Consider the following 23,906-nt stretch of genomic DNA (forward strand, 5'->3'; position numbering starts at 1 on the left):
CCCCGTAACCGGGGTGACCGCCCTTCGCACCACTACTTACTGGTTGTACGGACCGTAGTCGTAGTCCTCCAGCGGAACGGCCTGGCCGGAGCCCGAGCCGAACGGCGAGTAGTCGATGTCGTCGTAGCCGACGGCCGAGTACATCGCGGCCTTGGCCTCTTCGGTCGGCTCGACCCGGATGTTGCGGTAGCGGGCGAGGCCCGTACCGGCCGGGATGAGCTTACCGATGATGACGTTCTCCTTGAGGCCGACCAGGGAGTCCGACTTGGCGTTGATCGCCGCGTCGGTCAGAACCCGGGTCGTCTCCTGGAAGGACGCCGCCGACAGCCACGACTCGGTGGCGAGCGAGGCCTTGGTGATACCCATCAGCTGCGGACGGCCGGAGGCGGGGTGACCGCCCTCGGTGACCACACGACGGTTCTCGGTCTCGAACTTCGAGCGCTCGACGAGCTCGCCCGGCAGCAGCTCCGCGTCGCCGGACTCGATGATCGTCACGCGGCGCAGCATCTGCCGGATGATGATCTCGATGTGCTTGTCGTGGATCGACACGCCCTGCGAGTTGTAGACCTTCTGGACCTCGGCGACCAGGTGGACCTGGACCGCACGCTGACCGAGGATCCGCAGCACGTCGTGCGGGTTGGTGGCACCCACGGTGAGCTTCTGGCCCACCTCGACGTGGTCGCCCTCGCCCACGAGCAGACGGGCACGCTTCGAGATCGGGAACGCCGTCTCGTCGGTGCCGTCGTCCGGGGTGACGACGATCTTCTTGGTCTTCTCTGTCTCCTCGATGCGGATGCGGCCGGCCGCCTCCGAGATCGGGGCGACACCCTTGGGCTGACGAGCCTCGAAGAGCTCGACGACACGGGGCAGACCCTGGGTGATGTCGTCACCGGCCACACCACCGGTGTGGAAGGTACGCATCGTCAGCTGGGTACCGGGCTCACCGATGGACTGGGCGGCGATGATGCCGACCGCCTCACCGATGTCGACCAGCTTGCCGGTGGCGAGCGAACGGCCGTAGCAGAACGCACACGTACCGACGGCGGACTCACAGGTCAGGACCGAACGGGTCTTGACCTCCTCGACGCCCGCGTTGACGAGGGCGTCGATGAGCACGTCACCCAGGTCGACGTTGGCAGGCGCGATGACCTTGCCGTCGACGACGACGTCCTCGGCGAGCATCCGCGCGTACACGGAGGTCTCGACGTCGTCCGTCTTCCGCAGGACACCGGCCTCGTCCTTGGCCGCGATCCGCAGCTTCAGACCGCGCTCGGTGCCACAGTCCTCCTCGCGGATGATGACGTCCTGCGAGACGTCCACCAGACGACGGGTCAGGTAACCCGAGTCGGCGGTACGCAGGGCGGTGTCGGCGAGACCCTTACGGGCACCGTGCGTGGAGATGAAGTACTCGAGGACGGTGAGGCCCTCGCGGAACGACGCCTTGATGGGACGCGGGATCGTCTCGTTCTTGGCGTTCGACACCAGACCACGCATACCGGCGATCTGACGCATCTGCATCATGTTTCCTCGGGCACCCGAGTCAACCATCATGAAGATGGGGTTCGTCTTGGGGAAGTTCGCGTTCATCGCCTCGGCAACCTCGTTGGTCGCCTTGGTCCAGATCGCGATGAGCTCCTGCGTGCGCTCTTCCTTGGTGATCAGGCCGCGCTCGTACTGCTTCTGGACCTTCTCGTCCTGCGCCTCGTAGCCCTTGACGATCTCCTTCTTCGCCTCGGGAACGACGACGTCGGAGATGGCCACGGTGACGCCGGAACGGGTCGCCCAGTAGAAGCCCGCCGCCTTCAGGTTGTCGAGCGTCGCCGCCACGATGACCTTGGGGTAGCGCTCGGCGAGGTCGTTGACGATCTCGGAGAGCTGCTTCTTGCCGACGGAGTAGTCGACGAACGGGTAGTCCTCGGGCAGCAGCTCGTTGAAGAGCGCGCGGCCCAGGGTCGTCCGCAGACGGAACGAGTCGCCCTGCTGCCACTCACCGGCGGCGACGGAGTCGTCACCCTCCTCCGTGACCGGGGGAACCCAGCCGCGGGGAGCGACCGTGCCGACGGGGAAGCGGATGTCGATCTCGGACTGCAGCGCCAGCTCGCCGGCGTCGAACGCCATGATCGCCTCGGCCGTGGAGCCGAACGCGCGGCCCTCGCCCTTGGTGTCACGGAGCTCACCGTCGGTGGTCAGGAAGAACAGACCGAGGACCATGTCCTGGGTCGGCATCGTGACCGGACGGCCGTCGGCCGGCTTCAGGATGTTGTTCGAGGACAGCATCAGGATGCGGGCCTCGGCCTGCGCCTCCGCGGAGAGCGGCAGGTGCACGGCCATCTGGTCACCGTCGAAGTCCGCGTTGAACGCGGTGCAGACGAGCGGGTGGATCTGGATGGCCTTGCCCTCGACCAGCTGGGGCTCGAAGGCCTGGATGCCGAGGCGGTGCAGCGTGGGCGCACGGTTCAGCAGAACCGGGTGCTCGGCGATGACCTCTTCGAGGACGTCGTACACGACCGTGCGGCCGCGCTCGACCATCCGCTTGGCGCTCTTGATGTTCTGCGCGTGGTTCAGGTCGACCAGGCGCTTCATCACGAACGGCTTGAAGAGCTCCAGCGCCATGGCCTTCGGCAGACCACACTGGTGCAGCTTCAGCTGCGGACCGACGACGATGACGGAACGCGCGGAGTAGTCCACACGCTTGCCGAGCAGGTTCTGACGGAATCGACCCTGCTTGCCCTTCAGCATGTCGCTGAGGGACTTCAGCGGACGGTTGCCGGGGCCCGTGACCGGGCGACCACGACGGCCGTTGTCGAAGAGGGCGTCGACCGCCTCCTGGAGCATCCGCTTCTCGTTGTTCACGATGATCTCGGGGGCACCGAGGTCGAGCAGACGCTTCAGACGGTTGTTGCGGTTGATCACGCGGCGGTACAGGTCGTTCAGGTCGGAGGTCGCGAAGCGGCCACCGTCCAGCTGCACCATCGGACGCAGGTCCGGCGGGATGACCGGCACGCAGTCGAGAACCATGCCCTTGGGGCTGTTCGCGGTCTGCAGGAACGCGGAGACGACCTTGAGGCGCTTGAGCGCACGGGTCTTCTTCTGGCCCTTGCCGGTGCGGATGATCTCGCGGAGGCGCTCGGCCTCCTCCTCGAGGTCGAAGGACTCCAGGCGCTTCTGCAGGGCAGCCGCACCCATCGAGCCGTCGAAGTACGTGCCGAAGCGGTCACGCAGCTCGCGGTAGAGGAGCTCGTCGCCCTCCAGGTCCTGGACCTTGAGGTTCTTGAAGCGCGACCAGACCTCGTCCAGACGGTCGATCTCGCGCTGCGCACGGTCGCGCAGCTGCTTCATCTCGCGCTCGGCACCCTCGCGCACCTTGCGGCGCACGTCCGCCTTCGCACCCTCGGCCTCAAGCTCGGCCAGGTCGTTCTCGAGCTTCTTGGCGCGGGCCTCCAGGTCGGAGTCGCGACGGTTCTCGATCTGCTGACGCTCGACGGAGACGTGCGCCTCGAGGGAGGGCAGGTCACGCGTACGACGCTCGTCGTCGACGAACGTGATCATGTACGCCGCGAAGTAGATGACCTTCTCGAGGTCCTTCGGGGCGAGGTCGAGCAGGTATCCGAGGCGCGACGGGACGCCCTTGAAGTACCAGATGTGGGTGACGGGAGCGGCGAGCTCGATGTGGCCCATCCGCTCACGACGCACCTTGGCGCGGGTGACCTCGACGCCACACCGCTCACAGATGATGCCCTTGAAGCGGACACGCTTGTACTTGCCGCAGTAGCACTCCCAGTCCCGGGTCGGACCGAAGATCTTCTCGCAGAAGAGTCCGTCCTTCTCGGGCTTGAGCGTGCGGTAGTTGATGGTCTCCGGCTTCTTGACCTCGCCGTGGCTCCACTGACGGATGTCGTCAGCGGTAGCCAGACCGATCCGGAGCTCGTCGAAGAAGTTGACGTCGAGCACTATGCGTCAATCCCTCTCAGGGTTGTAAGTCTTGGGGTCTGGAACGGGGGTCCTGGGGCCGGCCGGGGATTCAGCGATGCTTCACCGAATCCCCGGTCCGGACTCCCGTCAGACCTCTTCGACGCTGCTCGGCTCGCGCCGGGACAGGTCGATACCGAGCTCCTCCGCTGCGCGGAAGACGTCCTCGTCGGTGTCGCGCATCTCGATGGACATGCCGTCCGAAGAGAGCACCTCCACGTTGAGGCACAGGGACTGCATCTCCTTGATGAGCACCTTGAAGGACTCGGGGATGCCGGGCTCAGGGATGTTCTCGCCCTTGACGATGGCCTCGTAGACCTTCACGCGGCCGGTCACGTCGTCGGACTTGATCGTCAGCAGCTCCTGGAGGGCGTACGCGGCGCCATAAGCCTCCAGCGCCCACACCTCCATCTCACCGAAGCGCTGGCCACCGAACTGGGCCTTACCACCCAGCGGCTGCTGGGTGATCATCGAGTAGGGACCGGTCGACCGAGCGTGCAGCTTGTCGTCGACCAGGTGGTGGAGCTTGAGGATGTACATGTACCCGACCGAGATCGGGTCCGGGAACGGCTCGCCGGAGCGGCCGTCGAACAGCCTCGCCTTACCGGTCGGGAGCACCATGCGCTCGCCGTCGCGGTTCGGGATGGTGTGGTTCAGCAGGCCCGCGAGCTCGTCCTCACGCGCACCGTCGAAGACCGGGGTCGCGACGTTGGTGCCGGGGGCGACCTGGTCGGCGCCGATCGCCTGGAGGCGCTGCGCCCACTCGTCCGCGAGACCGGAGACGTCCCAGCCGCGGCTGGCGAGCCAGCCGAGGTGGATCTCCAGGACCTGTCCCGGGTTCATTCGGGACGGGACACCCAGCGGGTTGAGGATGATGTCGACCGGCGTGCCGTCCTCAAGGAAGGGCATGTCCTCGATCGGAAGGATCTTGGAGATGACACCCTTGTTGCCGTGACGGCCGGCGAGCTTGTCACCGTCGGTGATCTTGCGCTTCTGGGCGACGTAGACGCGGACCAGCTGGTTCACGCCCGGGGGAAGCTCGTCGCCCTCCTCGCGGTCGAAGACGCGGACGCCGATGATCTTGCCGATCTCGCCGTGGGGCACCTTCAGCGAGGTGTCACGGACCTCACGGGCCTTCTCACCGAAGATCGCGCGGAGCAGACGCTCCTCCGGGGTCAGCTCGGTCTCACCCTTGGGCGTGACCTTGCCGACGAGGATGTCGCCGGCGACGACCTCGGCACCGATACGGATGATGCCGCGCTCGTCGAGGTCGGCGAGGACCTCCTCGGAGACGTTCGGGATGTCCCGGGTGATCTCCTCCGGACCCAGCTTGGTGTCACGGGCGTCGACCTCGTGCTCCTCGATGTGGATCGAGGAGAGGACGTCGTCCTGCACGAGGCGCTGCGACAGGATGATCGCGTCCTCGTAGTTGTGACCCTCCCACGGCATGAACGCCACGAGCAGGTTCTTGCCGAGCGCCATCTCGCCGTCTTCGGTGGCGGGACCGTCGGCGAGGACCTGGCCCTCGATCACGCGGTCGCCCTCGTCGACGACGACCTTCTGGTTGACCGAGGTGCCCTGGTTCGAGCGCGAGAACTTGTGCAGGCGGTACGTGATGTACGTGCCGTCGTCGTTGGCGACCGTGACGTAGTCGGCCGACAGCTCCTGGACGACACCGTCCTTCTCGGCCTTGAGCACGTCGCCGGCGTCGGTGGCACAGCGGTACTCCATGCCGGTACCGACGAGCGGGGCCTCCGACTTAATCAGCGGCACCGCCTGACGCATCATGTTCGCGCCCATGAGGGCACGGTTGGCGTCGTCGTGCTCGAGGAACGGGATCATGGCGGTCGCGACCGACACCATCTGGCGCGGCGAGACGTCCATGTAGTCGACCTCGGACGGCAGGACGTAGTCGACCTCGCCGCCACGCTTACGCACCAGGACGCGGTTCTCGGTGAGCCGCATGTCGTCGTTGAGCGCGGCGTTGGCCTGCGCGATGACGAAGCGGTCCTCCTCGTCGGCGGTGACGTAGTCGACCTCGTCGGTGACCTGGCCGTCGACGACCTTGCGGTACGGCGTCTCGATGAAGCCGAACGCGTTGACGCGGCCGTACGAGGCGAGCGAACCGATCAGACCGATGTTCGGGCCTTCCGGGGTCTCGATCGGGCACATGCGTCCGTAGTGGGACGGGTGCACGTCTCGGACCTCGAAGCCGGCCCGCTCACGGGACAGACCACCAGGGCCCAGCGCCGAGAGACGACGCTTGTGCGTCAGACCCGACAGCGGGTTGTTCTGGTCCATGAACTGGGACAGCTGGCTGGTGCCGAAGAACTCCTTGATGGAGGCGACGACCGGCCGGATGTTGATCAGGGTCTGCGGCGTGATCGCCTCGACGTCCTGGGTGGTCATCCGCTCGCGGACGACGCGCTCCATACGAGCCAGACCCGTGCGGACCTGGTTCTGGATGAGCTCGCCGACGTTGCGCAGACGACGGTTGCCGAAGTGGTCGATGTCGTCGGTCTCGACGACGATCTCGTTGCCGTTCTCGCCGACCGTCTCGGTCTCGCCCGCGTGGAGCTTGACCAGGTACTTGATCGTGGCGATGACGTCATCGGTGGTGAGCACGCCGGCGTCCAGCGGCTCGTCGGCGCCGAGCTTCTTGTTCACCTTGTAGCGGCCGACCTTCGCGAGGTCGTAGCGCTTCGGGTTGAAGTAGAGGTTCTCGAGCAGCGTCTGAGCGGCCTCACGGGTCGGCGGCTCGCCCGGACGCAGCTTGCGGTAGATGTCGAGCAGCGCGTCGTCCTGGCCCTGGGTGTGGTCCTTCTCCAGGGTGGCGCGCATGGACTCGTACTCGCCGAACTCCTGCAGGATCTGCTCGGTGGTCCAGCCGAGAGCCTTCAGCAGAACGGTGACCGACTGCTTGCGCTTGCGGTCGATGCGGACACCGACCAGGTCGCGCTTGTCGATCTCCATCTCCAGCCAGGCACCCCGGGACGGGATGATCTTGGCGGAGAAGATGTCCTTGTCGGACGTCTTGTCGATCGAGGAGTCGAAGTAGACGCCGGGCGAACGGACCAGCTGCGACACCACGACACGCTCGGTGCCGTTGATGACGAAGGTGCCCTTGTTGGTCATGAGCGGGAAGTCGCCCATGAAGACCGTCTGAGACTTGATCTCGCCGGTCTCGTTGTTGGTGAACTCGGCGGTGACGAAGAGCGGGGCGCCGTACGTGAAGTCACGGTCCTTGCACTCGTCGATCGAGTTCTTCGGCGGCTCGAAGCGGTGGTCGCGGAAGGTCAGCGACATCGACCCGGAGAAGTCCTCGATCGGCGAGATCTCCTCGAAGATCTCTTCCAGGCCGGACTTCGTGGGGACGTCCTGTCCCGACTCAAGGGCAGCCTCGACGCGAGCCTTCCAGGCGGCGTTGCCGAGCAGCCAGTCAAAGCTCTCGGTCTGCAGCGCGAGGAGGTTCGGAACCTCGAGGGGCTCCTTGATCTTTGCAAAGGAGATGCGCAGCGGGGCGGTGCTTGCGCCGTTGTTCGTATTGGTCGAGGCGTTGCGCGAGGCGGCCAAGAGGGGGTCCTTCCGAGGGCTCGGACTCACTACGCGCGTACCGGTCCCCAGCAATGCTTTGCGGCAGACGTTTCCTGAGATGGCCAAAAGGCCAGGTCAGACGGGGTCGGTCCACGAAGCGGATGCGAAGGTATGCCCCTGGTGACGGGCAGGGGGCAGCTAACAGGCAGCGCAAAGGGTCAGTGTAGCCACTCGGCTCACTGATGTCCAGGGCGAATAATTCGCGACCCTCGTTGCTCTCAACTCCGCGGTACCTCGCGCCGTGCGGCGCACCTCGATACTGCCCGTTCAGTCGTCGATCCATGCCTCGGATACGGATCGTTGTGACGACGCGTCCTGAGAATTGCGCGCTGCGTGCGGTTCGTCAAGGCCCCCCGGTCTGCGGGGCGCACGGCGAAGATCACCATACTCCGCCTCCGGCTGCCCTCGGGGACCCCGCCACGCCCTTCCCGGGGAACGCCGAAAGGCGACCACCCAGAAGGGTGATCGCCTTTCGATGCCCTCGCGTTACACGGGGGCAGGAGTCAGCTTCAGCGACTCGAAACGGTCTTACTTGACCGTGACGGTGGCGCCGGCGGCCTTGAGGGACTCGGCAGCCTTCTCGGCGGCCTCCTTCGCGACCTTCTCGAGGACGGCCTTCGGGGTGCCGTCGACGAGGTCCTTGGCCTCCTTGAGGCCCAGGGAGGTGAGCTCGCGCACGACCTTGATGACCTGGATCTTCTTGTCGCCGGCACCCTCGAGGATGACGTCGAACTCGTCCTGCTCCTCGACGGCCTCGGCACCGGCGACCGGGGCGCCCGGGCCGGCAACGGCGACGGCCGCGGCGGCGGTGACGTCGAACTTGTCCTCGAAGGCCTTAACGAACTCGGAGAGCTCGATGAGGGTCATCTCCTCGAACTGGGCGAGGAGGTCGTCCTGAGAGAGCTTCGCCATGATGGGCGATCCTTCCACTAATTCGGCAGGTGCCGATGTGTCTTTAGAGGCGGGCGTAACGGCCCGCTACGACCCACGCACTAGGCGGCGTGGATCAATGCGCGAGCCGAATTACTCGGCACCGCCCTGCTCGGCGAGCTTGACGCGAAGCGCTTCCGCGGTGCGGACGAACTTCGACGGCAGCGCCTGGAAGAGCGAGGCAGCCTGAGACTGCTTGCCCTTGAAGGCACCGGCCAGCTTGCTGAGCAGAACCTCGCGGGACTCGAGGTCCGCAAGCTTCTTGATGTCGTCGGCGGAGAGAGCCTTACCGTCAAGGACACCGGCCTTGATGATGAGGTTCGGGTTCTCCTTGGCGAAGTCACGCAGGGCCTTCGCCGACTCCACCGGGTCACCGGTGACGAAGGCGACCGCGGTCGGACCAGCGAAGTGCTCGTCCAGTGCGGTGATCCCGGCCTCGTTGGCCGCAATCTTGGTCAGCGTGTTCTTCACCACGGCGTACTGGGCGTTCTCACCGAGCGAACGACGCAGCGTCTTGAGCTGCGCAACGGTGAGACCCCGGTACTCGGTCAGCACGGCGGCGTTGGAGCTCTGGAACGCGTCCTTGAGCTCGGCCACCGATGCAGCCTTGTTGGGCGTCGGCATAGTGCTTCGGCCTCCTTCCGGGTGATGAGGACCGCTCAGAAGGAGGCTGAACAAAACAAAACGCCCCGGCGCAGGCGCACGGGGCTGAGCTCGACCGAACGATTAAGTCCGGGAACCATCCACAGTCACCTGCGCGGGTCGTCCGTTGTCAGCGGATCCTTCGGCCACCGCACCCGGTAGGGCACAGCAACGACCAGCGGTCTTTGGCTTCTGTGGAAGCGTACGTGACGGCTTGCGGTTCGGGCAAATCAGCTCTGCTTGAGGCCCTCGCCGAGCTCCTTGAGCATCTCGAAGAGGTCCAGGGTGTCCTCGGCCGGCGGGGCCTGGACCGCGGCCTTGGTGCCGTAGTCGCTGTAGTCGGCCCGCATCTGCATCGAGCCCTCGGCCATCTTCATGCCGATGTCCATGCGCGCCGGGTAGCCGTCCTCGTTCACCCAGACCTCGGTGTCATAGCCCTTGAGGCCGGCCTTCTGCACGTTGGCGAGGAGCTTGTCGTAGTCCTCCTTGGGGAGCAGCTTCGAGGAGTCGCCGGCCTTGAGCATCTGCTCGACCGTGAGCGTCCCCTTGTAGTGCTGCGTCTCCATGCCGTTGACCTTCTCGGCGCCGACGTGCTTGAGGTTCGGCGAGTCGAGGAGCAGGGCGAGCTGCTGGGCCGGGTCCTGGTTCATGCTCTCCAGGCCGCCGGTCATCTGCTTCTGGAGGGCCTTGTCGCCGGCGGCGTCCGCCGCGGCCATCAGGTCCAGCTTCATCCAGCGCTTGCCGTCCATCTCGGCGGCCTGCTTCGCGCCCATGTCCATGTACATGACGTTGTCGAGCATGATCATGCGGACCTGCTCGGGGGCCTCGCCGCCGGCGCCGGCGCCGGCCGCGCTCAGCATGGAGCCCTTCATGGTGATGTCCATCACCGAGGGGCCCCAGCCCTGGACGCCGGTCAGCTCGGCGGTGCCCGAGTCCGCGCCGGCACCCTCCATGCTCATCGTCATCTTGACCTTGGCGGCCTTGGCCTCCGAGGTCTTCTGGTACGCGGCCTGGATGACCTTCGTGACGTCGCCCAGGCTCTGCGTCTTCGGCGCGTCGGCGGCCTTCCCCTCGCCGTCCTGACACCCCGCGACGCCCACGACGACGGCCGTGGCCGTCAGAGCGACGCCCGCGCGCTTCCATGCGGACATGTTCATGAGTGTTCCCCACCCCTTGCTGCGTCTTTACGGTCCTTTGAACCGTAACAAAGAACAGGCCCCCGCCTCTCCGGAGAGAGGCGAGGGCCTGTTGACCACTCAGTGAACCGGTGAGGTTCAGACCGCGGCCGGGTCCTCCTCGACGAGGAGGTTACGGGTGCGGTTGGAGTCCAGCGGGATGCCGGGGCCCATCGTCGTCGTCAGGGTCGCCTTCTTGATGTAGCGGCCCTTGGCGGCGGACGGCTTCAGACGAAGGATCTCGTCCAGGGCCGCGGCGTAGTTCTCGACCAGCTTCGTCTCGTCGAAGGAGACCTTGCCGATGATGAAGTGCAGGTTCGAGTGCTTGTCGACGCGGAACTCGATCTTGCCGCCCTTGATGTCGTTGACAGCCTTCGCGACATCGGGGGTGACGGTGCCGACCTTGGGGTTCGGCATGAGACCACGCGGGCCGAGGACGCGGCCGAGGCGGCCGACCTTGCCCATGAGGTCCGGGGTGGCCACAACGGCGTCGAACTCGTTCAGGCGGTTGCCCTTGGAGATCTCGTCGATGAGCTCGTCGGAGCCGACGATGTCGGCGCCAGCGGCGATCGCGGCCTCGGCACGGTCACCGGTCGCGAAGACCAGGACCCGGGCGGTCTTGCCGGTGCCGTGCGGGAGGTTCACGGTGCCGCGGACCATCTGGTCGGCCTTGCGCGGGTCGACGCCCAGGCGGAAGGCGACCTCGACGGTTCCGTCGAACTTGGTGGCGGCGGTGTCCTTGGCGAGACGGACGGCCTCGAGGGGGGCGTAGTTGCGCTCCCGGTCGATCTTGGCGTCCGCGGCGCGGAGAGCCTTGCTGCGCTTCACTTCTTCTCCTGTTGGTTCAGGTGTGGAGTCGTGGTGCGGGCCGGCGCGGGCCCTACCACTAGGTCACGAGGGGGGTGATCAGCCCTCGACCGTGATGCCCATGGAGCGGGCGGTGCCAGCGATGATCTTGGACGCGGCGTCCAGGTCGTTGGCGTTCAGGTCGGGGAGCTTGACCGTGGCGATCTCGCGGACCTGGGCGGCCGTGAGCTTGGCGACCTTGGTCTTGTGCGGCTCGCCGGAGCCCTTGTCCACACCAGCGGCCTTGAGGATCAGCTTGGCGGCCGGCGGAGTCTTGGTGATGAAGGTGAAGGTGCGGTCCTCGTAGACCGTGATCTCCACCGGCACGACCATGCCACGCTGCGACTCGGTCGCGGCGTTGTAGGCCTTGCAGAACTCCATGATGTTGACGCCGTGCTGACCGAGCGCGGGGCCGACCGGCGGGGCCGGGTTCGCCGCACCGGCGTTGATCTGGAGCTTGATAAGCCCCGTGACCTTCTTCTTCTTGGGAGGCATTGCTCTCTCCGGGTCCTAGTGAGAGTGTTCAGCCCGCCTTCCGGTCATCCGGATGCAGGCATACCGCACAACGATAACGGGTATAGACGCGCGGCCAAAAACCGAGCAGGTCAGAGCGGCTGTGAGAGCCACTCTGACCTGGTCGGAAACTTGTGAGATCAGTTCTTCTGGATCTGGTCGAAGCTGAGCTCGACCGGGGTCTCGCGACCGAAGATCTCGACGAGGCCCTTGACCTTCTTCGAGTCCGGGTTGATCTCGTTGATCGTGGCCTGGAGGGTCGCGAAGGGACCGTCCGTGACCGTGACCGAGTCGCCGACCTCGAAGTCCAGGACCTGGACCTCCAGCTTGCGGGCGGGAGCGGGCTTGCCCTCGGCCTCCGCGGCCTCGCGGGCGGCCTTCTCCTCGGCCTCCGGGGCGAGCATCTTGACGATCTCGTCCAGGGTCAGCGGGTACGGGTCGTAGGCGTTGCCCACGAAGCCGGTGACGCCGGGGGTGTTGCGGACGACGCCCCAGGACTCGTTCGTCAGGTCCATGCGGACGAGAACGTAGCCGGGAAGCTTGTTCTGCTTGACGTTCTTCCGCTCGCCGCCCTTGATCTGGACGATCTCTTCCTCGGGGACCTCGGCCTGATAGATGAAGTCCTCGACGTTGAGCGAGACGGCACGCTGCTCGAGGTTGGCCTTCACGCGCTTCTCGTAGCCCGCGTAGGTGTGGATGACGTACCACTCACCGGGCAGGGTGCGGAGCTCCTCGCGAAGCGCGGCGACCGGGTCGACCGGGGCGGCCGGCTCGGCCTCTTCCTCGGTCTCGTCCTCGGCCTCTTCGTCGTCGGACTCCTCGGACTCGTCCGACTCGTCTTCCTCGACCTCGACCTCGTCCTCGGCGTCCTCTTCGGACTCCTCGGCTTCCGCCTCGTCCTCGTCCTCGTCCTCGACGTGGAGAGCGGCTTCCTCGGCGGCCTCGCCAGCAGCGTCGTCAGCAGCGTCGGCCTGGTCCTCGTCGGCGGCCTCGACGATGTCCAGCTCGTCCTCGACGGACTCGGACTCGAAGGCGTCGTTCAGGTTCGCGTCAGACACGGTGGCTGCTTCTTCCTGCGATACAGATGGGGTGGAACAAAAAGTCAGCCGAAGACGTACTTGACTGCTTCCTGGAAGCCATAGTCAATCACGGTGACAAGGCCGATCATGATGACGACGAAGATAATCACCACAGTGGTGTACGACGTCAGCTGGCTACGGGTGGGCCAGACGACCTTGCGGAGTTCCGCGACGATCTGGCGGTAGAAGAGCGCGAGACGGCCCAGAGGGCCCTTCTTGCCGCGCTTGCCACCCTTGCGGGCCTTCTTCTTGGACTCAGAGGCCTCGTCGTCGGCATCAGGCATGTCGATGGAGCCTACGGCGTCCGTCACGATCTCTCACCTGATTCCGGGTCGGCCGTGCCGCGCCCGGGATGGAGCCGCACGGCGGTGCAATGAAGTACGTACATGCGCACAACACCTGGCGGTGTGTGTAGCAGGGCCGGAGGGACTTGAACCCCCAACCGCCGGTTTTGGAGACCGGTGCTCTACCAATTGAGCTACGACCCTTTGTTGGTGTCCCTCAACCTACCGCATCGTGAGATGTGGTCGGTGCGGGCCAACGAGCAGTGAGCATACGTGGTCATGGGGGTCCGCGTCGAACAGAAACCACGCCGACCTGCTCTCGGATGGACGTACGACCGGGATTGACCGTTCCTGTCCGGTCCGTGAAACCTGTGTGCCGGGCCCTGATCCGGTCTGGGACGATGGGCCGCATGAGCGCTGCTACCCCTCCCACCGAGCGTCGGGTCTCCGCCCGCATCGGTGCGATCTCCGAGTCCGCCACCCTCGCCGTCGACGCCAAGGCCAAGGCCCTCAAGGCCGCCGGGCGCCCGGTGATCGGCTTCGGTGCCGGTGAGCCCGACTTCCCGACCCCCGACTACATCGTCGAGGCGGCCGTCGAGGCTTGCAGGAACCCGAAGTACCACCGCTACACGCCGGCCGGCGGTCTGCCCGAGCTGAAGGCCGCGATCGCCGCCAAGACGCTGCGCGACTCGGGCTACGAGGTCGACGCCTCCCAGGTCCTGGTGACCAACGGCGGCAAGCAGGCGATCTACGAGGCCTTCGCCGCGATCCTCGACCCGGGCGACGAGGTCATCGTCCCGGCGCCGTACTGGACGACGTACCCCGAGTCGATCCGTCTCGCCGGCGGTGTCCCGGTGGAGGTCGTGGCCGACGAGACCACCGGCTACCGGGTCTCGGTGGAGCAGCTGGAGGCCGCGCGCACGGAGAAGACCAAGGTCGTCCTCTTCGTCTCGCCGTCCAACCCGACCGGCGCGGTGTACTCCGAGGCCGAGACCGAGGCGATCGGCCGCTGGGCCGTCGAGCACGGTCTGTGGGTCCTGACGGACGAGATCTACGAGCACCTGGTCTACGGCGGCGCCTCGGCGGTCTCCCTGCCGGCGGTCATGCCGGAGCTGCGCGACAAGTGCATCGTCGTCAACGGTGTCGCCAAGACGTACGCGATGACGGGCTGGCGCGTGGGCTGGATCATCGGCCCGAAGGACGTCGTGAAGGCCGCGACGAACCTCCAGTCGCACGCCACGTCGAACGTGAGCAACGTGGCGCAGGTGGCCGCACTGGCCGCCGTGTCCGGCAACCTGGACGCCGTCGCGGAGATGGGGCGCGCCTTCGACCGCCGCCGCCAGACGATCGTGCGGATGCTCAACGAGATCGAGGGCGTCTACTGCCCGACGCCGGAGGGCGCGTTCTACGTGTACCCCTCGGTGAAGGGTCTGCTCGGCAAGGAGATCCGCGGCAAGCGCCCCGAGACCTCCGTCGAGCTCGCGGCCCTGATCCTCGACGAGGCCGAGGTCGCGGTCGTCCCCGGCGAGGCCTTCGGCACGCCCGGCTACCTGCGCCTGTCGTACGCGCTCGGCGACGAGGACCTGGTCGAGGGCGTCTCCCGGATCCAGAAGCTGCTGGCCGAGGCGACCGCCTGATCGCTCGACCCCGCGGGCCCCGGTTCTTCGGAACCGGGGCCCGTTTTTGCGTTCTAGCAAGGTCCCGATCGGGGAAAGGGGGTGCCTTCGTCCATTCGGGTGCGGCAGGATCAGTCGATGGAGCACGTTTCACGCGACATCACCCTGCTGCCCAAGGCCCATCTGCATCTGCACTTCACCGGTTCGATGCGGCCCACGACGCTCATCGAGCTGGCCGACAAGTACGGCGTCCATCTTCCCGAGGCGCTGAGCAGCGGTACGCCCCCCAAACTACGGGCGACCGACGAGCGCGGCTGGTTCCGCTTCCAACGCCTGTACGACATCGCGCGCTCCTGCCTGCGCGAGCCGGAGGACATTCGGCGACTCGTCCGCGAGGCGGCCGAGGAGGACGTCCGGGACGGTTCGGGCTGGCTGGAGATCCAGGTCGACCCCACCTCGTACGCCCCCCTGCTCGGCGGGCTCATCGCGGCGATGGAGATCATCCTCGACGCGGTCGACTCGGCCTCCCGGGAGACCGGGCTCGGGATGCGGGTCCTCGTCGCCGCGAACCGGATGAAGCACCCCCTGGAGGCGCGGACGCTCGCCCGGCTCGCGGTGCGGTACGCGGACCGGGGCGTGGTCGGCTTCGGGCTCTCCAACGACGAGCGGCGGGGCCTGGCGCGCGACTTCGACCGGGCGTTCTCGATCGCCCGCGACGGCGGTCTCCTCGCGGCCCCGCACGGCGGGGAGCTCACCGGCCCCGCCTCCGTACGGGACTGCCTGGACGACCTGCGGGCCTCGCGCGTCGGCCACGGGGTGCGGGCGGCGGAGGACCCCCGGCTGCTGCGGAAGCTGGCCGAGCGCGGGGTGACCTGCGAGGTCTGCCCCGCGTCGAACGTGGCCCTCGGCGTGTACGAGCGGCACGAGGACGTACCGCTGCGGACGCTCTTCGAGGCGGGCGTCCCGATGGCGCTGGGCGCGGACGACCCGCTGCTCTTCGGCTCGCGGCTCGCGGCGCAGTACGAGATCGCCCGCCGGCACCACGGGTTCACGGACGCGGAGCTGGCGGAGCTGGCCCGTCAGTCGGTGCGGGGCTCGGCGGCCCCGGAGGGCGTACGGGAGAAGCTGCTCGCGGGGATCGACGACTGGATCGCCGACTGACCCGCACGCCCTAGCCGATCCCGCGCATCAGCGTGCGCGCGATCGCGCGGGCGAAGTCGTCGAGCGGCCCGGGGCCGTCCTCCGTCATCTCGTACGCGAAGGCCCGCTGGACGCAGGCGCCGAGGAGGAGCGCGGCGGCCGCCCGCGGGTCGGCCTCGGCGCCGATGCGGCCGAGGCGCTGCTCGGTGCGGAGGTAGGCGGTGAGCCCCTCGACGGGCCTGTGCGGTCCGGCGCCGAGCCGGCGCATGCCCTCCTCGTGGCGGGCCTTGAGCTGCGGCTCGGCGTAGAGCGAGGCGGCCATCGGGAAGCTCTCCTCGTAGAAGAGGGCGGCCTGCCGGGCGATCTCGGTGAGGTTCTCCTCGACGGTCCGGCTGCCGGGGTCGGCGGCGAGGGCGCCGAGCAGCCCACCGAGCCGGGGCAGCCGCTCGTCGAGGACGGTCAGGAAGAGCTCTTCCTTGCTCGTGAAGTACTTGTAGAGGGCCGCCTCCGAGCAGCCGGCCGCCTTGGCGATCTCCTTGGTCGTGGTGCGGGCGAGCCCCGCCGTCCGCATGAGGTCGCGCGCGGCGTCGACGATCCGTACGCGGGTCGGTTTCTGTTCCATGCATCCTCCAGCCACCCTTGACGCGTGAGTGAGTATCCACCCACCCTGAGGGTGAGTGAATACTTACCCACCCTGGGAGGGTGCGACATGAAGCTCACCGTCTTCGGCGCGACCGGCGGCATCGGCCTGGAGCTCGTCCGCCAGGCACTGGCCTCGGGCCACGAGGTGACGGCCGTGGTGCGGGACCCCGCGCGGCTGACCGTCACCGGGGAGCGGCTCGTGGTCCACCGGGCCGACCTCGCCGACCCCGAGACCCTGCGCGCGGCCGTCACCGGCCGGGACGCGGTGCTCTCGGGTCTCGGCGCCCGCGGTCGCGCGGACGCGGCCACGGGCGTGGCGGCCCGGCTGACCCGCTCGGTGCTCGCGGCAATGGAGGCCGAGCGGGTCCGGCGGCTCCTGGTGGTCAGCGCTGCCCCGGTAGGCCCCGCCGCGGAGGGCGACGGGGTGCTCGACAAGGCCGTCCTCGCGGTGATCAACAGCGTCCTGAAGGACGTCTACACCGATCTGCGGACGATGGAGTCCGCGCTGGCGGCGAGCGCCACCGACTGGACCGCGGTCCGCCCGCCGAAGCTGACGGACAAGCCGCTCACCGGCCGGTACCGCACGGTCGTCGGCGGCAATCCGCCCCGCGGCCGCACGCTGGCCCGCGCGGACGTGGCCCACGCGATGCTGGCGATGATCGACGCCCCGGGGACGGTCAAGCAGGGCGTGGGCGTCGCGTACTAGCGGACCCCGACGCCCTAGAGCTCCACGCCCACCGTGACGGGCTCGTTGACGAGGGTGATCCCGAAGGCGTCCCGCACTCCGGCGACGACCTCGCGGGCGAGGGCGAGGAGGTCCTCGGTGGTCGCCTCGCCGCGGTTGGTGAGGGCGAGCGTGTGCTTGGTGGAGATCCGGGCGGGCCCGGAGCCGTACCCCTTGGTGAATCCGGCCCGGTCGATCAGCCAGGCCGCGGAGGTCTTCACGGCGCCGTCCTCGCCCGTGGGGAAGGCCGGCGGGGTGACGTCGGGGCCGAGCCGCCCGGCGACGCGCGCGAGGAAGGTCTCGTACTCCCCCGCCGTGAGGATCGGGTTGGTGAAGAAGGAGCCCGCGGACCAGGTGTCGTGGTCCTCCGGGTCCAGGACCATGCCCTTGCCGGCGCGCAGCCGCAGCACGGTCTCGCGGGCCTGCGCGAGCGGCACCCGGTCCCCCGCCTCGACGCCGAGGGCGCGGGCGGTCTCCGGGTACTTGATCGGCGCGGACATCCCGTCGGCGTCCTCCAGCGCGAAGCGGACCCGCAGCACCACGTACCGCTCGGGCTCGTCCTTGAAGAGGCTGTGCCGGTACGAGAAGGCGCACTCGGCGTTCGTGAGAGTGACGGTCTCTTCGGCGCGGCGGTCGTAGGCGACGACCTCGGTGACGGTCGCGGAGACGTCCTGCCCGTAGGCGCCGACGTTCTGGATCGGGGTCGCGCCGGCCGAGCCGGGGATGCCGGCCAGGCACTCGATCCCGGCGAGCCCGGCCTCGACGGTCCGCGCCACGGCGTCCGTCCAGACCTCGCCCGCGGCCAGCTCCAGGCGCGTGCCCTCCAGGGCGAAGCCGGTGGTGGCGATGCGCAGCGCCGTGCCGTCGAAGCCCTTGTCCCCGATGACCAGGTTGGAGCCGCCGCCGATGATCAGCAGCGGGGTGCCCGCGGCGTCGGCCTCGCGGACGGCCGCGACCACCTCGTCGTCGGTGGTGGCGGTGACGAGCCGGGTGGCGGGTCCGCCGAGCCGGAAGGTCGTCAGGGGCGCGAGGGGGGCGTCGTGGAGTGGCTGCACGGGCTCAAGAGTACGTTCCACCCGTGGAGGGAAGCTTTCCTCCACGGGTGGAACGACGGCGTCAGGCGAGCGCGACCACGGCCCGGCTCATGCCGAGGACCTTCTGGCCGGCGCTCATCGCGGTGATGTCGACCCGGACGCGCTTGTCGTCGAGCTTCGCGGCGACCTTGGCGCTGACCTCGACGAGGGCGCCCCGGTCGTCGTTGGGGACGATGACCGGCTTGGTGAAGCGGACGCCGTACTCGACGACGGCGGCGGGGTCGCCGGCCCAGTCGGTGACGACGCGGATCGCCTCGGCCATGGTGAACATGCCGTGGGCGATGACGTCCGGGAGGCCGACCTCGACCGCGAACTTCTCGTTCCAGTGGATGGGGTTGAAGTCCCCGGAGGCCCCGGCGTACTGCACGAGTGTGGCGCGCGTCACGGGGAAGTTCTGCGCGGGCAGCTCGGTGCCGACCTCGACCTCGTCGTAGGCGATCTTGGCGGTCATGGTCAGGCCCCCTCGGGTGCGCGGGAGACGAGCTTCGTCCAGGCGGTCACGACGTGCTCGCCGGAGGCGTCGTGGACCTCGCCGCGGATGTCCAGGATGTCGTTGCCCGCGAGGGACTTGATCGCCTCGATGGTGGAGGTGACCGAGAGCCGGTCCCCGGCGCGTACGGGCCGGGTGTAGGCGAACTTCTGGTCGCCGTGGACCACGCGGCTGTAGTCGAGGCCGAGCTGCGGGTCCTCGATGACGGCGCCGGCGGCCTTGAATGTGATGGCGAACACAAAGGTGGGCGGGGCGATCACGTCGGAATGGCCGAGCGCCTTGGCCGCCTCGGTGTCGGTGTACGCGGGATTGGCGTCACCGATCGCCTCGGCGAACTCGCGGATCTTCTCGCGGCCGACCTCGTAGGGCGGGGTGGGCGGATAGGTCCGGCCCACGAAGGACTGGTCGAGCGCCATGGACTCGATACCTCCTGGATTTGTTGCCGACAAACGACACGAGGCCGCCCCCTGGTGGGGACGGCCTCGTGTACGAGCCTGTTTAGCGCGTCTCGCGGTGCGCAGTGTGCGAGTTGCAGCGAGGGCAGTGCTTCTTCATCTCAAGACGGTCCGGGTTGTTACGCCGGTTCTTCTTGGTGATGTAGTTCCGCTCCTTGCACTCCACGCAGGCCAGCGTGATCTTCGGGCGGACGTCGGTGGCAGCCACGTGAGTGCTCCTTGGACGGATGGGACGGATGAACGCATAAAAGAGTAGCCGATCGAAGGACCGACCCCACAATCGGCTACCGTGTGTAGCGGTGACCGGACTTGAACCGGTGACACAGCGATTATGAGCCGCTTGCTCTACCGACTGAGCTACACCGCTTTGATGATCTGGATCCCGCCCGAGGGCGGGGTCCTTCTCACCAGAGCCCCAATACGGAATCGAACCGTAGACCTTCTCCTTACCATGGAGACGCTCTACCGACTGAGCTATTGGGGCGAGCGAGGAAGACATTACACGGTCTCCCGCCCATCGCCCAAATCCGTTTCCGCGCGCCCCCGCGACGGCCCTCACCAGGCGTCACGTACGCCACTCGTGGACTCATCGGTACGACTATTGCGCTCCTCCTCGAAGGTCGCTCCGAGCCCCCCTAGGCTCTGCCCCACCTTGCGCGATCTTGATCTTGAGGAGCCTTGAGGAGCCCGATGTCAGCCGACAGCAAGCAGCCCCAGCCGCCCGAGGACGGGGCCGCCACCACCGCCGACTCGACCTCGCTCCTGCTCTCCCACGCCCGCCTCACCGACGGCCGGACCGTGGACGTGCGGCTCGTCGGCGGGCGGATCGAGGCCGTCGGCACCGCCGGCAGCCTCAGCGCCGTCGGCGGCTCCCGCGTCGACCTCGCCGGCTACCTGCTGCTGCCCGCCGCCGCCGAACCCCACGCCCACGCCGACACCGCGCTCTCCGCCGACACCCCGGGCCCCGTCTCGTACGCCCCTGACGAGGTGCAGCGCCGGGCCACCGAGGCCGCCCTGCTCCAGCTCGGCCACGGCGCCACCGCGCTGCGCGCGCACGTGCGGATCGGGGACGTGCAGGGCCTCGGGCCGCTGGAGGCCGTGCTCCAGGCGCGGCGCTCGCTGCGCGGCCTCGCCGACCTCACGGCCGTCGCCGTCCCCCGGCTCCTCACCGGGGTCGCGGGCGCGGACGGGCTCGCGATGCTGCGGGACGCGGTGAAGATGGGCGCCGGGGTGGTCGGCGGCTGTCCGGACCTCGACCCGGACCCGGCGGGATACGTGGAGGCGGTCCTGGAGCTCGCGGCCGAGCACGGCTGCCCGGTCGACCTGCACACCGACGGGGACGACCCGGCCCGGCTCGCCCGGCTCGCGGCGATGGCCGGCGGGCTGCGGCCCGGGGTGACGATCGGGCCGTGCGCCGGGCTCGGCCGGCTCCCCTCGGAGGCGGCGCGGCGGGCGGCGGACCAGCTGGCGGCGGCCGGGGTGACGGTGGTGTGCCTGCCGCAGGGCGGCTGCGGGGGGACGGAGCTGCGGGGCGCGGCCCCGGTCAGGCTGCTGCGGGCGGCCGGGGTGCGGGTCGCGGCGGGCAGCGGGGCGCTGCGGGACGTGTCCAACCCGGTGGGGCGCGGGGACCCGCTGGAGGCGGCGTACCTCCTCGCCTCGCTCGGCGGGCTGCCGCCCCAGGAGGCGTACGCGGCGGTGAGCGGGGGCGCGCGGGCGGCGATGGGGCTGCCCGAGGTGCGGGTGGAGGCGGGCTTCCCGGCGGAGCTGCTCGCGGTGCGCGGCGAGCGGCTCGCGGGCGTGCTCTCCCTCGCGTACAGCCGGATCGTGGTGCACCGGGGGCGGGTGGTGGCCCGGACGAGCGCGGTGCGGGAGTACTGCGACTCGGCGGCCGCCCTCGACCTGCCCCGACAGGTGCGTCCGGAGCGCCCGCCCGAGCCGGGGAGCCCTCCGGCCGGTCCCGTCGTACGGTCGTGAGTATGCGCATCGTCATCGCTGGAGGACACGGACAGATCGCCCTGCGCCTGGAGAGGCTGCTGTCGGCGGGCGGACACGAGGTCGCGGGGATCATCCGCAGGCCCGAGCAGGGCGACGACCTACGGAACGCGGGCGCCGAGCCGGTGATCCTGGACCTGGAGACGGCGTCGGTGGAGATGGTCGCGGCCGTGCTCCAGGGCGCCGACGCGGCGGTCTTCGCCGCGGGCGCGGGCCCGGGGAGCTCGGTGGACCGCAAGGACACGGTGGACCGCGCGGCGGCCGTGCTCTTCGCGGACGCGGCGGAGCGGGCGGGCGTGCGGCGCTACGTGGTGGTGTCCTCGATGGGCGCGGACGCGCACCACAAGGGCGACGACGTCTTCGACGCCTACCTCCGCGCCAAGGGTGCCGCCGACGACGCGGTCCGCGCCCGTACGACCCTGGACTGGACGATCCTGCGCCCCGGCTCCCTGACGAACGACGCGGGCACGGGCCTGGTCCGCCTGGAGGCCCACACGGGCCGGGGCATGATCCCCCGCGACGACGTGGCGGCGGTCCTCGCGGAACTCCTCGACACCCCGGCGACGGCCGGCCTGACCCTGGAACTGATCAGCGGCTCGACACCGCTCTCGGTCGCGGTGAAGGACGTGGCCGGAAACTGACCCGGGGCCCGGAAGTCTCGGGAGTCCCTGAAGTCCCGGAAGCCTCCGGAAACGAGTGAAGGTCCCCGGTGAGAACACCGGGGACCTTCTTCACGTGGCGACGCCAGGATTCGAACCTGGGTAGGCTAAGCCGACGGATTTACAGTCCGCTCCCATTGGCCACTCGGGCACATCGCCATGAGATCGCTGCCGTGGAGCCGCTTTCGCGGTGTTCCGTGGCAACGACGTAAACAATACCTGATCCCGGGGGGTGGTCCGCCACCGGATTGATCAGCGGTTCGAGTCGCGGCGAACCCCCTAGGCTTTGGGCTGTACCCCACAGCAACCGAGCAAGGAGCCACGAGTCATGGCCGACTCCAGTTTCGACATCGTGTCCAAGGTCGAGCGGCAGGAGGTCGACAACGCCCTCAACCAGGCCGTGAAGGAGATCTCCCAGCGCTACGACTTCAAGGGCACCAACGCCTCGATCGCCTGGTCGGGCGAGAAGATCCTCATGCAGGCGAACGGCGAGGAGCGCGTGATGGCGATCCTCGACATCTTCCAGACCAAGCTGATCAAGCGGGGCATCTCGCTGAAGTCGCTGGACGTCGAGGGTGAGCCGCAGCTGTCCGGCAAGGAGTACAAGCTCTTCGCGTCGGTCACCGAGGGCATTTCGCAGGAGAACGCCAAGAAGGTCGCGAAGGCCATCCGGGACGAGGGCCCGAAGGGCGTCAAGGCGCAGGTCCAAGGCGATGAGCTGCGCGTCAGCTCGAAGAGCCGGGACGACCTGCAGGCCGTCCAGGCGCTGCTCAAGGGCAAGGACTTCGACTTCGCCCTCCAGTTCGTGAACTACCGCTGACCCGTCGAGGCTCGTGTCCGAATTCCGCCAGCCCGAGGGTCGGCGGGCCCCGCACACTGGATCGTGGAAGACCCGTGCGGGGAGAGGAACCAGTCATGACCGTGTACGCGTACGTCGACGGCCCCCTGGGCGAGATGCTGCTGGTCGGGCGGCTCGCCGAAGGGGGCCGTGCCGTGCTGTGCTCGCTGTCCCTGCCGGGGCAGAAGGGCGGCGTCGAGGTCGAGGACGGCTGGACGTGCGCGCCCGGGGCGTTCGAGGACGCCGCCCGGCAGCTGGGCGAGTACTTCGCCGGCCGCCGGGACCGGTTCGACCTCGCGTACGACCCGGGCGTCGGTACGGAGTTCCAGCGGCGCGTCTGGCGGGCGCTGGAGGAGATCCCGTACGGCACGACCGTCTCCTACGGGGACGTCGCCCGGCTCGTCGGCTCGTCCGGGGCCGGGGTGCGGGCCGTGGGCACCGCGATCGGGCGCAATCCGCTGCTCGTGGTGCGGCCCTGCCACCGGGTGATCGGGGCCGACGGGAGCCTGCGCGGGTACGCCGCCGGTCTTGAGCGGAAGGAGCGGCTCCTCGGGCTTGAGGGCGCCCTGGAGCGGTCCGCGTGAGCGAGGGGCTCTTCCCTCGCGAGCGGGCGGTCGTCGCGCCCGGGGCCGTGCACGTGCCCGGATGGCTGTCGCCCGCGCGGCAGCGGGAGTTGGTGGACGCCTGCCGGGAGTGGGGGCGGGGGCCGGTGTCGTACCGGCAGACCGTGCTGCCGGGCGGGGGCGTCATGTCGGTGCGGTCGCTGTGCCTGGGCCGGCAGTGGGAGCCGTACCGCTACCTCGACTCGGTCGGGATCGAACTGCCCGGCTGGCTCGCCGCGTTGGGGCGGGAGGCGGTCGCCGAGGCGTACGGGAAGAGTGGGGACTTCTCGCCCGATACGGCGCTCGTGAACTTCTACGGGCCCGGCGCCCGGATGGGCATGCACCAGGACAAGGAAGAGCGGTCCGGGGCTCCGGTGGTGTCGTTGAGCCTCGGGGACCGGTGCGTTTTCCGGTTCGGGAACGCGGAGAACCGCGGCCGGCCGTACCGGGACGTCGACTTGGCCTCCGGTGACCTGTTCGTCTTCGGCGGGGCCTCGCGCTGGGTCCACCACGGGGTGCCCACCGTCCACCCGGGGACGGCCGATCCGGCGCTCGGTCTGGTCGGGCGGCTCAACATCACGCTGCGCGAGACCGGTTGCTGACCGCCCCCTAGGCTGAGGTC

General features: G+C 68.6%; 22 protein-coding genes and 4 tRNA genes. 8 read left to right on the top strand and 18 right to left on the bottom strand.

Annotated elements, in window-relative coordinates; all coding sequences use genetic code 11:
- Positions 1-36 precede the first annotated feature (36 nt).
- From ASC82_RS23115 to ASC82_RS23160, 10 genes are all read right to left on the bottom strand, one after another.
- A complete protein-coding gene (locus ASC82_RS23115) occupies positions 37-3,951 on the bottom strand; it encodes a DNA-directed RNA polymerase subunit beta' (RefSeq protein WP_024755375.1) in 3,915 nt (1,304 codons plus the stop codon).
- A gap of 108 nt (positions 3,952-4,059) precedes the next feature.
- The gene (gene rpoB / locus ASC82_RS23120; RefSeq protein WP_056651298.1) at positions 4,060-7,542 is read right to left on the bottom strand and encodes a DNA-directed RNA polymerase subunit beta; all 3,483 of its coding nucleotides are present in this window, start codon (positions 7,540-7,542) and stop codon (positions 4,060-4,062) included.
- Positions 7,543-8,091: 549 nt separating this feature from the next.
- Positions 8,092-8,475 (bottom strand): 50S ribosomal protein L7/L12, encoded by a 384-nt coding sequence (gene rplL / locus ASC82_RS23125; RefSeq protein WP_056651299.1) that lies wholly within the window; start codon positions 8,473-8,475, stop codon positions 8,092-8,094.
- Positions 8,476-8,586: 111 nt separating this feature from the next.
- Entirely contained in the window at positions 8,587-9,117 is a 531-nt protein-coding gene (rplJ, locus tag ASC82_RS23130) for a 50S ribosomal protein L10 (protein ID WP_030687887.1), read from the bottom strand.
- A gap of 248 nt (positions 9,118-9,365) precedes the next feature.
- The gene (locus ASC82_RS23135; protein WP_056651302.1) at positions 9,366-10,292 is read right to left on the bottom strand and encodes a hypothetical protein; all 927 of its coding nucleotides are present in this window, start codon (positions 10,290-10,292) and stop codon (positions 9,366-9,368) included.
- 117 nt (positions 10,293-10,409) lie between these two features.
- On the bottom strand, positions 10,410-11,138 hold the full coding sequence (rplA, locus tag ASC82_RS23140) for a 50S ribosomal protein L1 (protein WP_024755370.1): 729 nt from the start codon (positions 11,136-11,138) through the stop codon (positions 10,410-10,412).
- Positions 11,139-11,216: 78 nt separating this feature from the next.
- Positions 11,217-11,651, bottom strand: coding sequence for a 50S ribosomal protein L11 (rplK, locus tag ASC82_RS23145; RefSeq protein ID WP_015035536.1), 435 nt, complete (start codon positions 11,649-11,651; stop codon positions 11,217-11,219).
- A gap of 158 nt (positions 11,652-11,809) precedes the next feature.
- Entirely contained in the window at positions 11,810-12,727 is a 918-nt protein-coding gene (gene nusG, locus ASC82_RS23150; protein WP_056651305.1) for a transcription termination/antitermination protein NusG, read from the bottom strand.
- A gap of 44 nt (positions 12,728-12,771) precedes the next feature.
- A complete protein-coding gene (gene secE, locus ASC82_RS23155) occupies positions 12,772-13,059 on the bottom strand; it encodes a preprotein translocase subunit SecE (RefSeq protein WP_024755368.1) in 288 nt (95 codons plus the stop codon).
- A gap of 104 nt (positions 13,060-13,163) precedes the next feature.
- Positions 13,164-13,236, bottom strand: a tRNA-Trp gene (locus ASC82_RS23160).
- A gap of 206 nt (positions 13,237-13,442) precedes the next feature.
- Between ASC82_RS23160 and ASC82_RS23165 the strand changes: the two genes are divergently transcribed.
- Both ASC82_RS23165 and ASC82_RS23170 read left to right on the top strand, forming a co-directional pair.
- Complete coding sequence (locus tag ASC82_RS23165) at positions 13,443-14,669, top strand: pyridoxal phosphate-dependent aminotransferase (RefSeq protein WP_056651310.1); 1,227 nt, start codon at positions 13,443-13,445, stop codon at positions 14,667-14,669.
- A gap of 117 nt (positions 14,670-14,786) precedes the next feature.
- Complete coding sequence (locus ASC82_RS23170) at positions 14,787-15,809, top strand: adenosine deaminase (RefSeq protein WP_056651313.1); 1,023 nt, start codon at positions 14,787-14,789, stop codon at positions 15,807-15,809.
- 10 nt (positions 15,810-15,819) lie between these two features.
- Here the strand turns inward: ASC82_RS23170 and ASC82_RS23175 are convergent, their stop codons facing one another.
- The gene (locus ASC82_RS23175) at positions 15,820-16,410 is read right to left on the bottom strand and encodes a TetR/AcrR family transcriptional regulator (RefSeq protein ID WP_056651316.1); all 591 of its coding nucleotides are present in this window, start codon (positions 16,408-16,410) and stop codon (positions 15,820-15,822) included.
- A gap of 87 nt (positions 16,411-16,497) precedes the next feature.
- Between ASC82_RS23175 and ASC82_RS23180 the strand changes: the two genes are divergently transcribed.
- Entirely contained in the window at positions 16,498-17,136 is a 639-nt protein-coding gene (locus tag ASC82_RS23180; protein WP_056651318.1) for an NAD(P)H-binding protein, read from the top strand.
- Positions 17,137-17,150: 14 nt separating this feature from the next.
- Here ASC82_RS23180 and ASC82_RS23185 read toward each other — a convergent pair whose 3' ends face one another.
- From ASC82_RS23185 to ASC82_RS23210, 6 genes are all read right to left on the bottom strand, one after another.
- Complete coding sequence (locus ASC82_RS23185; RefSeq protein WP_056651323.1) at positions 17,151-18,209, bottom strand: UDP-N-acetylmuramate dehydrogenase; 1,059 nt, start codon at positions 18,207-18,209, stop codon at positions 17,151-17,153.
- A 61-nt stretch (positions 18,210-18,270) separates the two neighbouring features.
- Entirely contained in the window at positions 18,271-18,699 is a 429-nt protein-coding gene (locus ASC82_RS23190; protein ID WP_056651325.1) for a MaoC family dehydratase, read from the bottom strand.
- 2 nt (positions 18,700-18,701) lie between these two features.
- Positions 18,702-19,154 carry a MaoC family dehydratase N-terminal domain-containing protein gene (locus tag ASC82_RS23195; RefSeq protein WP_024755361.1) on the bottom strand — a complete coding sequence of 151 codons (453 nt, stop codon included), beginning with the start codon at positions 19,152-19,154 and terminating at the stop codon, positions 18,702-18,704.
- A gap of 82 nt (positions 19,155-19,236) precedes the next feature.
- Positions 19,237-19,401, bottom strand: coding sequence for a 50S ribosomal protein L33 (gene rpmG, locus ASC82_RS23200; protein WP_003956487.1), 165 nt, complete (start codon positions 19,399-19,401; stop codon positions 19,237-19,239).
- An 86-nt stretch (positions 19,402-19,487) separates the two neighbouring features.
- Positions 19,488-19,560, bottom strand: a tRNA-Met gene (locus ASC82_RS23205).
- A 44-nt stretch (positions 19,561-19,604) separates the two neighbouring features.
- Positions 19,605-19,677, bottom strand: a tRNA-Thr gene (locus ASC82_RS23210).
- 206 nt (positions 19,678-19,883) lie between these two features.
- Between ASC82_RS23210 and ASC82_RS23215 the strand changes: the two genes are divergently transcribed.
- Together ASC82_RS23215 and ASC82_RS23220 are read left to right on the top strand one after the other, a co-directional pair.
- Positions 19,884-21,167: an amidohydrolase family protein gene (locus tag ASC82_RS23215; RefSeq protein ID WP_056651328.1), complete on the top strand. Its 1,284-nt coding sequence runs from the start codon at positions 19,884-19,886 to the stop codon at positions 21,165-21,167.
- Between the two features lie 2 nt (positions 21,168-21,169).
- Positions 21,170-21,826 (top strand): NAD(P)H-binding protein, encoded by a 657-nt coding sequence (locus ASC82_RS23220; protein WP_056651331.1) that lies wholly within the window; start codon positions 21,170-21,172, stop codon positions 21,824-21,826.
- A gap of 95 nt (positions 21,827-21,921) precedes the next feature.
- On the opposite strand, the gene ASC82_RS23225 is transcribed toward ASC82_RS23220, so the two are convergent.
- Positions 21,922-22,003, bottom strand: a tRNA-Tyr gene (locus ASC82_RS23225).
- A gap of 169 nt (positions 22,004-22,172) precedes the next feature.
- Here ASC82_RS23225 and ASC82_RS23230 point away from each other — a divergent pair.
- The 3 genes from ASC82_RS23230 to ASC82_RS23240 all read left to right on the top strand — a co-directional run bounded on the left by ASC82_RS23230 (position 22,173) and on the right by ASC82_RS23240 (position 23,886).
- The gene (locus tag ASC82_RS23230) at positions 22,173-22,664 is read left to right on the top strand and encodes a YajQ family cyclic di-GMP-binding protein (protein ID WP_056651335.1); all 492 of its coding nucleotides are present in this window, start codon (positions 22,173-22,175) and stop codon (positions 22,662-22,664) included.
- A 95-nt stretch (positions 22,665-22,759) separates the two neighbouring features.
- Complete coding sequence (locus tag ASC82_RS23235; protein WP_056651337.1) at positions 22,760-23,266, top strand: methylated-DNA--[protein]-cysteine S-methyltransferase; 507 nt, start codon at positions 22,760-22,762, stop codon at positions 23,264-23,266.
- A complete protein-coding gene (locus ASC82_RS23240; protein ID WP_056651341.1) occupies positions 23,263-23,886 on the top strand; it encodes an alpha-ketoglutarate-dependent dioxygenase AlkB in 624 nt (207 codons plus the stop codon). Before ASC82_RS23235 ends, ASC82_RS23240 begins: the two co-directional genes overlap by 4 nt.
- Positions 23,887-23,906 lie beyond the last annotated feature (20 nt).

The sequence above is a fragment of the Streptomyces sp. Root431 genome (assembly GCF_001426585.1).
In the GTDB taxonomy this organism is placed as follows: Bacteria; Actinomycetota; Actinomycetes; order Streptomycetales; family Streptomycetaceae; genus Streptomyces; species Streptomyces stackebrandtii.

Coding starts and splice junctions, on each gene's coding strand:
- ASC82_RS23195 (WP_024755361.1), bottom strand. CDS start 19,154: ATGGCGCTCGACCAGTCCTTCGTGGGCCGGACCTATCCGCCCACCCCG.
- rplK (WP_015035536.1), bottom strand. CDS start 11,651: ATGCCTCCCAAGAAGAAGAAGGTCACGGGGCTTATCAAGCTCCAGATC.
- ASC82_RS23220 (WP_056651331.1), top strand. CDS start 21,170: ATGCGCATCGTCATCGCTGGAGGACACGGACAGATCGCCCTGCGCCTG.
- ASC82_RS23165 (WP_056651310.1), top strand. CDS start 13,443: ATGAGCGCTGCTACCCCTCCCACCGAGCGTCGGGTCTCCGCCCGCATC.
- ASC82_RS23175 (WP_056651316.1), bottom strand. CDS start 16,410: ATGGAACAGAAACCGACCCGCGTACGGATCGTCGACGCCGCGCGCGAC.
- ASC82_RS23180 (WP_056651318.1), top strand. CDS start 16,498: ATGAAGCTCACCGTCTTCGGCGCGACCGGCGGCATCGGCCTGGAGCTC.
- ASC82_RS23235 (WP_056651337.1), top strand. CDS start 22,760: ATGACCGTGTACGCGTACGTCGACGGCCCCCTGGGCGAGATGCTGCTG.
- ASC82_RS23135 (WP_056651302.1), bottom strand. CDS start 10,292: ATGAACATGTCCGCATGGAAGCGCGCGGGCGTCGCTCTGACGGCCACG.
- ASC82_RS23215 (WP_056651328.1), top strand. CDS start 19,884: ATGTCAGCCGACAGCAAGCAGCCCCAGCCGCCCGAGGACGGGGCCGCC.
- ASC82_RS23170 (WP_056651313.1), top strand. CDS start 14,787: ATGGAGCACGTTTCACGCGACATCACCCTGCTGCCCAAGGCCCATCTG.
- rplL (WP_056651299.1), bottom strand. CDS start 8,475: ATGGCGAAGCTCTCTCAGGACGACCTCCTCGCCCAGTTCGAGGAGATG.
- rplJ (WP_030687887.1), bottom strand. CDS start 9,117: ATGCCGACGCCCAACAAGGCTGCATCGGTGGCCGAGCTCAAGGACGCG.
- ASC82_RS23190 (WP_056651325.1), bottom strand. CDS start 18,699: ATGACCGCCAAGATCGCCTACGACGAGGTCGAGGTCGGCACCGAGCTG.
- ASC82_RS23230 (WP_056651335.1), top strand. CDS start 22,173: ATGGCCGACTCCAGTTTCGACATCGTGTCCAAGGTCGAGCGGCAGGAG.